The sequence below is a fragment of the Protofrankia sp. CiP1_Cm_nod2 genome, assembly GCF_920664355.1.
Lineage (GTDB): Bacteria > Actinomycetota > Actinomycetes > Frankiales > Frankiaceae > Protofrankia.
Map to the genome: position 1 here is coordinate 1 of NZ_CAKKTL010000205.1, position 9,349 is coordinate 9,349.

Below are 9,349 nucleotides of genomic sequence, written 5' to 3' on the forward strand. Positions count from 1 at the left end.
GGGCGCGGCGGGCGCGGCGGGCGCGGCGGGCGCGGAAGCCTATCCTTCCGGGACCACACCCATCACCGCCCGTACCGCCGCCCGGCGACACGCACTCCGAACAAAACCGCCCGGGACCCGGCTCCTACCTCCACCCGGGCGACCACCCATCCCGCCCTGCCCGCCGTCGCACAACCGAATCATGAAAGCGAGGGAACAAGTGGTTGCTGGAGCAGCCACTTCCGTACTCGTTCTTTTGGTTACGGAGCTGCCCGGCCGGTGTGCTGGCTGTCCCGGCATGGTCTGGAGGCGCCGGGTGCCAGCTTGTGGGTGTGGGCGCCCGCGCCCACACCGCCGCGATCCCCTGTAATCCCCCGGTGCCCGGCGGGGCCAGCCGGCGGACACCACGATCCGTCCCAGCCCCCGGAGATTCCGTACCTCGACCCGCCGGTTCCCGCGTCTGGACGAGGAACCGGTGGACGCGGGCACCGGCCCTCAGCCCCATGCCTCGCGACGGCTCTGAGCTCGCCGTCCTGCGTCCGCCGATCCTCTTCCTAGCCCCCCCGTGTGGCTGCCCCGCGCGTGGAAGGGCCGGATGCCGGCCCGCGGGAAGGGGCGTTCAGCACACCTTCACCGGCTGGCGGGGTGTCAGCTCGCGGGGAGGACGACCACGCGGCGCTGGGGCTCCTCGCCCTCGGACTCGCTGACGACGCCGTCGATCGTCGCGATCAGGTCGTGGACGACCTTGCGCTCGAACGGCGTCATCGGCTTGAGCTTCTCCGGCTGGGCCCCCGCCTTCACCCGCTCGGCGACCGCCGTGGCCAGGTCGCGCAGCTCCGCCCGCCGCTGCGCGCGGTGCCCGCCCACGTCGAGCATGAGCCGGCTGCGCACACCGGTCTTCTGGAGCACCGCCAGCCGGGTGAGCTCCTGGAGCGCTTCGAGCGTCTCCCCCCGGCTGCCTACCAGCAGGTCGAGCCCGTCCCCGACGACGGCGACCACGGCTCGCTCCCCCTCGACGTCCAGGTCGAGGTCGCCGTCCAGGTCGACGATGTCGAGCAGCGCCTCCAGGTAGTCGGCGGCGATCTCCCCCTCCTGCTCCAGGTCGGCGATCCGTTGCCGGCTGCTCGCCGTCGTCGGGGCGGGGCCGTCCTGTCCGTCGGGAGGCGCCGGGCGGGAGGTGGCCGGTGCGGACAGGTCGTCGGCCTGTCCGACTCCGCTGACCGTGGTGTCGGCGGCCAGGTCAGATGCGGAACCGGTCATCAGAGCAGCTCCTTACACGGGTGGACGTCTGCGGGTCACGGGCCGGGCGGGCCCGGCGCCGATTCCCGACGGGAATAGTCGCCGCGGGGATGGTCACCGCGGGGATGGTCACCGTCGGCCTCCGGGACGGCCGCCCTTGCCGCGTCGCTTGGCGGGCCGGGAACCACCGGTGTGCCGGCGGACGCCCGCAGCGGCATGGGGCTTCCCCGCCCGGGGCTGGGCGTCGTCGCCGGCCGGGGTATGCCTGTCCGGAGTGGACCCGTTCTGCGACGGCTGCGGTACCACATCGTCGGCGTCTGCCGCGTCGGACACCTTCGACGGGCGCGCGGGCTGCTTCGGCTGGGCCGGCTGCTTCGGCTGGGCCGGCTGTGCCGGCTGCGAGGACTGCGAGGACTGCGAGGTGTTGCCGCGAGGAGAGCGGGTTCCAGGCGGAGCCTTGCGTACGGCCTTGTCGGCGTTCAGCGTCTTGCCGGCTCCGGGCTCGGCCTGATCGGCACCGCCCGGCGTCCTGTCGGCCGGCGCGGCGGTCGAGCCCGCGGCCGCACCCGGCCGGTTCCTGGCCCTGGTGGGCCGGGCGCCCGGCGCGGGGCGGGCCACCGTCGGCTGCGACGCCGCGCCCTTCGTCCCGGTCGTGTTCTTCGCCCCGGCCGCCGGCCGGGTGGTCGGTACCTGCCCACCGGCGCCCTGCAGGGCCGGCGGCGGCATCTTTTTGATCACGAAGAACTGCTGGCCCATGCTCCACAGGTTGGTGGTCAGCCAGTACAGCAGGACGGCGATCGGGAACTGGAAGCCGAACACCGCGAGCATGATCGGGGAGCCGTAGAGCAGGACCTTCTGCACGATCGCCTGCTGCGGGTCGACCGACCCGGTCCGCGCCATGATCTGCCGCTGGGTAAGGAACGTCGTCGTACCCATCAGGACGATCAGCACGACCGCGAAAATCTTGACGTTCGTCCCGTCCGCCCGGACGAAGTCCAGGAACTTCGACGACGAGGTGAACGAGGCGGACAGCGAGACGCCGAGCAGCTTGGCCTCGGCGATCTGCTGCACCTGGTGCGCGGACAGCCCGACCCGGGGGGCCCAGTCCAGCACGCCACCGGGCCGGTCGACCGGTCGCAGGTGGCTGAAGACGTGGAACAGCGCGATGAACAGGGGGATCTGGAGCAGGATCGGCAGACAGCCGAGCAGCGGGTTGCCGTGTTCCTTCTGCAACTCCATGATCTTGGAATTCATCTGCTGCCGGTCATGGCCGTACTTGTCCCGGATCTCCTTGATCTTCGGCTGCATCAGCTGCATCGTCCGCTGGGCCTTCACCTGCTTGACGAACAGCGGGAAGATCATGATCCGGACGCAGATCACCAGCAGGACGACCGACAGCGCCCACGCGAAGAAGCTGTCCCGGCCGAAGATCGGCCCGAAGCCCCCGTGAAAGAAGACGATCGCGTTCGCCGCGAGATGGTAGAGGGGATCCAGCACTGGTTCGTCTCCTTAGACCCTCGTGCCACAGCGGGACGCGGCCGGTTCGGGCGAGTTCGGGTGCGGGTCCAGCCGCTGCCGCGCACCCACGGCCACGGTCACGGTCACGGTCTGGGCGGTCCGCTCACCAGCGGGGGCACCGCGTTCACCGGCTGGCCCGCCGAAGCGTCCGGGACGGCCTGGCGGGGCGCCGGCACGCGCCGGCACCGGGTCGTAGCCACCGGCCGACAGCGGCTGGCAGCGCAGCAGCCGGCAGACCGCCAGCAGACCGCCCCGGACCCCGCCGTAACGGCGCACCGCCTCCAGCCCGTACGCGCTGCAGGACGGCTCGAAGCGGCAGAGCCCCGCGCTGCGTGGGGACCAGACGGCCCGGTAGAAAGAGATCATCGCACGCAGCGCCCAGGCGAGCGGGCCGCGCACCGTGCCGTCCCGGCCGCGGGACATCCGGGGCGCGAGCCGCCCGGCCAGGCGGGTGGCGACGAGCAGGTCGATCACAATGACCAGGCCCACGGCCAGCGCAACGCCACCGCGGCTCATCGTGCCTGCCGGTCCGCGCCGCCAGCGGTGCCGGTGGGCCTCGTGACCGTCCCGGTCGCGGCTGTCCCGCCTGTCTCGGCTGTGGCGGAAGAGATCGGGGTGATCGGGGTGGCTGGGACGAGGCGGCCGCGCAGGCCCCGGTCGAGCGCCCGTCCCAGTTCGTCCGAGGACGCGGTGGCGCTCTCCGGTAAGGCCCGCACGATCATGAGCGTCCCGGCGGGCATCCGGTCGAGGCGGGCACGGACCTGTTCCCGCAGGCGTCTGCGGACGCGGTTGCGCACGACCGCGTTCCCCACCTTGCGCCCCACGACGAAACCGACCCGTGGCGGAGGTGCGGCGACCGGTTCCGGACCGCCGTCCACAGCGTGGTTGTCCACGATGAGGCCGTGGATGACCAGTGGGCCACTGCGGCTGCGACGGCCGGCGCCACTGACCGAGGCATGCTCGGCCCTGGTCCGGACACGGTTCCGAACGGGCAGCATGACGCGAGAAGGACCGGGGCGCGGGTGGATCTCAGGCGGACAGCTCGCTGCGGCCCTTGCGGCGACGGGCCGAGAGCACGGCGCGACCGGCACGGGTCCGCATCCGGAGCCGGAAACCATGCGTCTTGGCACGCCGGCGGTTGTTCGGCTGGAAGGTGCGCTTGCTCACAGAGGACTCCGGACGCCAGACGGGCAAAGGACAACGATAGCCACGGAAACGGTACAGAACACGGTGGGGACACCCACCCGAGAGCGCACTGTCGCCGCAACCCGACGCCTGAGACTATCAAGCCCGGCCGTGCCGGGGCGGGCCGGCAGTAGGCCGGCGGGTGTCGGCCGGCCGCGTGGGCACGTCAGGTGGGGGCGGCGCGGAACCGGCTTCGCCGGTGCGGTGTCATGGTCGTACACAGCTTGTGGACGACCATGTGGAGAACTGCCCTGGCCAGGGCGGCCACGGGCGTCCGGCTCAAGCCCACCCGCCCGACGTCTTCGGAGGAGCCCGCCTCGTGACAGACCTTAGCGCCGACCCCTCCGCCGGCATGTCAGGCAGGGTGCCTGTCGAGGAACCGGACCTGTCCGCCGTGTGGAAACAGGCCGTCGCCGGGGTCGCGGACGGCACCCTGTCCGCCCAGCAGCGGGCGTGGCTGCGCCTGACCCGTCCGCTCGGCCTCGTCCAGGACACCGCGCTGCTCGCAGCCCCGAACGAATTCACCAAGGACCTGCTCGACTCCCGCCTCCGACCGTTTCTGTCCACAGCTTTGTCCACAGCCTATGGACGAGAGATCCGGGTGGCGGTCACCGTCGAGCACCTGCCCGACCCGGAGCCGATGACCGGGCCGATCCAGCTGCCGCTGCCGGTCTCCCCCGTGCCTGCCACATCCGCCGTGTCCGCCGTGTCCGGGGCATCCGGGGCGTCCGCGGCGGACACAGCCAGGATCACCCCGGGCCTCGGGCGCGACCCGGCGCCCCGATCCTACGAGCCGACCCGGCTGAACCCACGGTACGTGTTCGAGACGTTCGTCATCGGTGATAGTAACCGATTCCCGCACGCGGCTGCGGTGGCCGTCGCCGAGGCGCCGGCGAAGGCGTACAACCCGCTGTTCATCTACGGCGACTCCGGGCTCGGCAAGACCCACCTGCTGCACGCGATCGGTCATTACACGCTGAAGCTGTATCCCGACTCGCGGGTGAAGTACGTCAGCTCGGAGGAGTTCACCAACGACTTCATCAACTCGATCCGGGACGACCGGCAGCAGGCGTTCCAACGCCGCTACCGGGACACCGACGTGCTCCTGGTCGACGACATCCAGTTCCTGGAGAACAAGGAGCGCACCCAGGAGGAGTTCTTCCACACCTTCAACGTGCTGCACGACACCGAGAAGCAGATCGTCATCTCCTCCGACCGCTCCCCCAAGCAGCTCTCGGCGCTGGAGGACCGGCTGCGCAGCCGGTTCGAATGGGGCCTGATCACCGACGTCACCCCGCCCGACCTGGAGACCAGGATCGCGATCCTGTCGAAGAAGGCCGCCACCGAGCGGCTGCCGGTCCCCGGCGACGTGCTGGAGTACATCGCCACCCACATCGAGCGCAACATCCGGGAGCTCGAGGGCGCGCTGATCCGGGTGGCGGCGTTCGCGAGCCTGAACAAGTCGCATGTCGACCGGACGCTGGCCGAGATCGTCCTGCGGGACCTGATCCCGGACGCGGCCGACCCGGAGATCACCGCTGCCGCGATCATGAACGCGACCGCGACCTACTTCGGCGTGACCATGGAGGACCTGTGCGGCACGTCGCGCAGCCGGGTGCTGGTCACCGCCCGGCAGATCGCCATGTACCTGTGCCGGGAGCTGACCGACCTGTCACTGCCGAAGATCGGCCAGCACTTCGGCGGCCGGGACCACACCACGGTGATGCACGCCGACCGCAAGATCCGGGGACTGATGGCCGAACGCCGGGCGATCTACAACCAGGTCACCGAACTGACCAACCGCATCCGGGCGCAGACCCGGCAGGCCTGACCCGCCCGGCGGACACAGCTCGCCCGACAGGCCCGACGGGTACGCCTGGCCCGACAGGCATGACCCAGGCGGGACAGGGGGAGGGACTACCCCCAGTAGCCGGATCCACGCCGTTGTCCCTGTGGAGTCTTGTGCACAGCTTGTGGAAAACCCTGTGGAATCTGGGGACGAAAGCTCCGCGGCGGCCTGTGCGTAACCGGGGACAGGCTGTGCGGAAGCTGTGCACAGCCGGGGGACAGACTGCGAACAACCGGGGACGAGCGGGGGACAACCAGGCCGGCGGTGGATATCCACCGGAGTTGGGCACAGCGGCATCCACACGATCTGCACCCCCTCTCAAGCCCCTGAGCTGCGAAAACGCAAGTTATCCCCAGTATCCACCGGCCCTACTAACACGACGGACTAGATCTTTCTCTAATGAACAAACCTCAGACGAAGTTGGGCCTGGGGACAACCTCGCATGATCGTCCGCGCGTCGCCTCCGGACCGCCGTCCGGGGACTCGTCAGAGCTCGTCACTCACAGCGGGCCACCGTGGCGATCCCACCCCCGTGCCGGGCCGTGTGCCGGCCCCCGCTGTGAGCCGCCGGCCGAAGCCTGCGATGCTGGAACGCCGTACCGGATGCGGCATGGTGGCCTGACAGCGGTCCAACAGTGGGCCGACAACGGTTCAACAGTGGCTCGACATGGCTCGACGAGGACAGGCAGCGGCACGACAGCGGTCGGACCTGCGAACGTGTTCGTCGGGCCACCGGCAGCATCCGGCGGGGACCTGCACCTGTCAGCGCGCAGCCGGCATGACAGGTCGGCGTGGTCACGAGAACGAACGGTTCAGAAGGGCGAATCATGAAGTTCCGGGTTGAACGGGACGACTTCACCGATGCCGTGGCGTGGACGGCACGCACGCTGCCGACCCGGGCGACCTCCCAGCTTCAGGTCCTCGCCGGCCTCATGCTGGACGCCACCGGGCCGTCGCTGACGGTCGCGGCCTTCGACTACGAGGTCGCCGCCCAGTCCGGCGTGAACGCGACGATCGAGCAGGAGGGCCGGGCCCTGGTCTCCGGCAAGCTGCTCGCCGAGATCACCAGGGCGCTGCCGTCCGCGCCGGTCGATCTGTACACCGACGGCGCGCGGGTGGTCCTCACCTGCGGCAACGCGCGTTTCACCCTGCCGACCATGTCGGTGGACGACTACCCGGCGCTGCCACCGATGCCGGCGGTCACCGGCCACATCGAGGGCGCGGCGTTCGCCGGGGCCGTCTCCCAGGTCGCCGTCGCCGCGGGCAAGGACGACACCCTGCCCGTCCTCACCGGCGTGCGGATCGAGATCGACGGCGATGCCCTCACCCTGGCCGCTACCGACCGTTACCGGCTGGCGGTCCGGAAGCTGAAGTGGCGCCCGGCGTCCGAGACGGCCGACGGCGTGGCCATGGTGCCGGCGCGCACGCTGAGCGAGACGGCGAAGTCCCTGTCCGGGGGTGGGGTGGAGGTCGCGATCTCCCTTGGCTCGGGTCCCTCCGGGGAGGCGCTGGCCGGGTTCGCCGGTGCCGGCCGCCAGACCACCACCCGTCTGGTGGACGGCTCGTTCCCGCCCTACCAGCGGCTGCTGCCCGACAGCTCGCCGCTGACCGCCCAGCTCGAGATCGCCCCGTTCGCCGAGGCCGTCAAGCGTGTCGCGCTGGTCGCCGCCCGTACCGCCCCGGTCCAGCTGAGCTTCGCCGACGACCAACTGGTCCTGGAGGCCGGGGCCGGCGGTGAGGCCCAGGCCCAGGAGACGCTGCCGGTCGGCTACGGCGGGCCGCCGTTGTCGATCGCCTTCAACCCGGCGTACCTGCTCGACGGCCTGGGTGCGCTGGAGTCCGACGTCGTCCATATCGGGTTCGCCAGCGCCGACGACGCGGACGAGGCGTCCAAGAAGCCCGCCATCCTCACCGGCAAGGCGCCCGACGACGGCGAGGTCCCGGACTACCGGTACCTGCTCATGCCGATCCGGCTGTCCGGGTGACGTGCGTCTCACCCATCTGTCGCTGGTGGACTTCCGGTCCTATCCGGCACTGGATCTGCTGCTCGAACCCGGGGTGAACACGTTCGTCGGCTCCAACGGGCAGGGCAAGACCAACCTGCTGGAGGCCGTCGGCTACCTGGCGACGCTCGGCAGCCACCGGGTGGCCTCGGATGCCCCGCTGGTCCGCGAGGGCGCCGCGAGCGCCGCGGTGCGGGCCCGGATCGCGCGGGACGACCGCGCCGCCCTGGTCGAGATCGAGATCATTCCGGGCCGGGCGAACCGGGCCCGGCTCAACCGGGCACCCCTCGCCCGCTCCCACGACGTCCTCGGCCTGCTGGTCATGGTGTTCTTCGCGCCTGAGGACCTAGCCCTGGTCAAGGGGGATCCGGCCGGGCGCCGGCGGTTCCTCGACGATCTGCTGGTGGCCCGCGCCCCCCGGCTCGCCGGTGTGCTCGCCGACTACGACAAGGTCCTGCGCCAGCGGTCGACGCTGTTGCGGGCGGCCGGGGCGGCGCGGCGCTCCGGCCGCGCCGGTGACCTGCGCACCCTGGACGCGTGGGACTCCCACCTGGTCCGGCACGGCTGCGAGCTGCTGGCCGCGCGGCTGGCGCTGGTCGAACAGCTGCGCCCCCGGGTGGCGACCGCCTACCGCGCGGTCGCGGCCCAGCCTGCCACCCGGCCGCCGGCCGGGCCGCCCGGATCACCCGGGTCAGCTGGACCAGGCGTGCCGGCTGGAGCGGACGCACCGGGTGCGCCGGACACACCGCCCGGATCGGTTGCCACGGCTGCCACGGCTGCCACAGCTGATGCGGCCAGTGCGGCCGACGCGGCTGGTACGGCGGCACCGGCCGGCGAGCGGGAGCTGACCGCTGTGGAGTACCGCTCGAGCGTGGTCGCGCGCCTGGCCCAGCGGGCCGGCGGCCCGGTGCCCGGCCAGACAGACGGCCACACGGGCAGCCAGGCGGATGGCCAGCCGGTTCCCGACCGGGCGGTCCTGGCGGAGGCGATGCTCGCCGAGCTCGCCACCGTCCGGCAGCAGGAGATCGAACGCGGGGTGACCCTGGTCGGCCCGCACCGCGACGAGCTGCTGCTGTCGATCAATGGGCGGCCGGCGCGCGGCTATGCCAGCCACGGCGAGTCGTGGTCGCTGGCCCTCGCGCTCAAGCTCGCGTCCTTCGAGCTGCTCCAGGACGATCAGCGCGAACCGGTCCTGCTGCTGGACGACGTGTTCGCCGAGCTCGACGCGAACCGTCGGGACCGGCTGGCGGAGCTGATCCGTTCGGCCGAGCAGGTGCTGGTGACCGCCGCGGTCGAGGCGGACGTGCCCGCCGTCCTGGCCGGGACACGGTTCACGGTGGCGGATGGGAAGGTCAGCCGTGTCGCATGACCCGCATACCCCGGATACCCCGGACGGCGAGAGTGATGTCACTCGAAGTAGCGAGCGTGAGGGCGGGGGCGAGAACGGGGACGGGCTCGGCGAGCGGCCCGCGCGCGGGGCCGATCTCGCCCGTCTCGTCCTGGCTCGGGCGAAGGAGGACGCGCGGGCACGGGCGCTGGCGGCCGGCCGTGCCGGCGGGCGCGCGGGCACCGGCCT

General features: G+C 71.7%; 8 protein-coding genes and 1 pseudogene. 4 read left to right on the forward strand and 5 right to left on the reverse strand.

The genetic code is table 11. The annotated features are described in order from the left end of the window. Positions 1-627 precede the first annotated feature (627 nt). From NBW84_RS19000 to rpmH, 5 genes are all read right to left on the reverse strand, one after another. Entirely contained in the window at positions 628-1,239 is a 612-nt protein-coding gene (locus NBW84_RS19000) for a R3H domain-containing nucleic acid-binding protein (protein ID WP_250286090.1), read from the reverse strand. 108 nt (positions 1,240-1,347) lie between these two features. Continuing rightward, the gene (yidC, locus tag NBW84_RS19005; RefSeq protein ID WP_250286091.1) at positions 1,348-2,715 is read right to left on the reverse strand and encodes a membrane protein insertase YidC; all 1,368 of its coding nucleotides are present in this window, start codon (positions 2,713-2,715) and stop codon (positions 1,348-1,350) included. Between the two features lie 12 nt (positions 2,716-2,727). Next, a complete protein-coding gene (yidD, locus tag NBW84_RS19010; RefSeq protein ID WP_250286092.1) occupies positions 2,728-3,252 on the reverse strand; it encodes a membrane protein insertion efficiency factor YidD in 525 nt (174 codons plus the stop codon). Then, complete coding sequence (gene rnpA, locus NBW84_RS19015) at positions 3,249-3,734, reverse strand: ribonuclease P protein component (protein WP_250286093.1); 486 nt, start codon at positions 3,732-3,734, stop codon at positions 3,249-3,251. Before rnpA ends, yidD begins: the two co-directional genes overlap by 4 nt. A 31-nt stretch (positions 3,735-3,765) precedes the next feature. Next, complete coding sequence (rpmH, locus tag NBW84_RS19020; RefSeq protein WP_013871596.1) at positions 3,766-3,903, reverse strand: 50S ribosomal protein L34; 138 nt, start codon at positions 3,901-3,903, stop codon at positions 3,766-3,768. Positions 3,904-4,240: 337 nt separating this feature from the next. Here rpmH and dnaA point away from each other — a divergent pair, with 337 nt between their 5' ends. The 4 genes and pseudogenes from dnaA to NBW84_RS19040 form a co-directional block, all read left to right on the forward strand. After that, positions 4,241-5,752: a chromosomal replication initiator protein DnaA gene (gene dnaA / locus NBW84_RS19025; protein ID WP_250286094.1), complete on the forward strand. Its 1,512-nt coding sequence runs from the start codon at positions 4,241-4,243 to the stop codon at positions 5,750-5,752. Between the two features lie 845 nt (positions 5,753-6,597). After that, the gene (gene dnaN, locus NBW84_RS19030) at positions 6,598-7,755 is read left to right on the forward strand and encodes a DNA polymerase III subunit beta (RefSeq protein ID WP_250286095.1); all 1,158 of its coding nucleotides are present in this window, start codon (positions 6,598-6,600) and stop codon (positions 7,753-7,755) included. 1 nt (position 7,756) lies between these two features. Next, positions 7,757-9,142: a DNA replication/repair protein RecF gene (locus NBW84_RS19035; protein WP_250286096.1), complete on the forward strand. Its 1,386-nt coding sequence runs from the start codon at positions 7,757-7,759 to the stop codon at positions 9,140-9,142. Beyond that, positions 9,132-9,349 (forward strand): annotated as a pseudogene (locus tag NBW84_RS19040) (hypothetical protein); the annotation flags it as partial. The gene NBW84_RS19035 and the pseudogene NBW84_RS19040, both read left to right, overlap by 11 nt.

Coding starts and splice junctions, on each gene's coding strand:
- dnaN (WP_250286095.1), top strand. CDS start 6,598: ATGAAGTTCCGGGTTGAACGGGACGACTTCACCGATGCCGTGGCGTGG.
- NBW84_RS19000 (WP_250286090.1), bottom strand. CDS start 1,239: ATGACCGGTTCCGCATCTGACCTGGCCGCCGACACCACGGTCAGCGGA.
- rnpA (WP_250286093.1), bottom strand. CDS start 3,734: ATGCTGCCCGTTCGGAACCGTGTCCGGACCAGGGCCGAGCATGCCTCG.
- yidD (WP_250286092.1), bottom strand. CDS start 3,252: ATGAGCCGCGGTGGCGTTGCGCTGGCCGTGGGCCTGGTCATTGTGATC.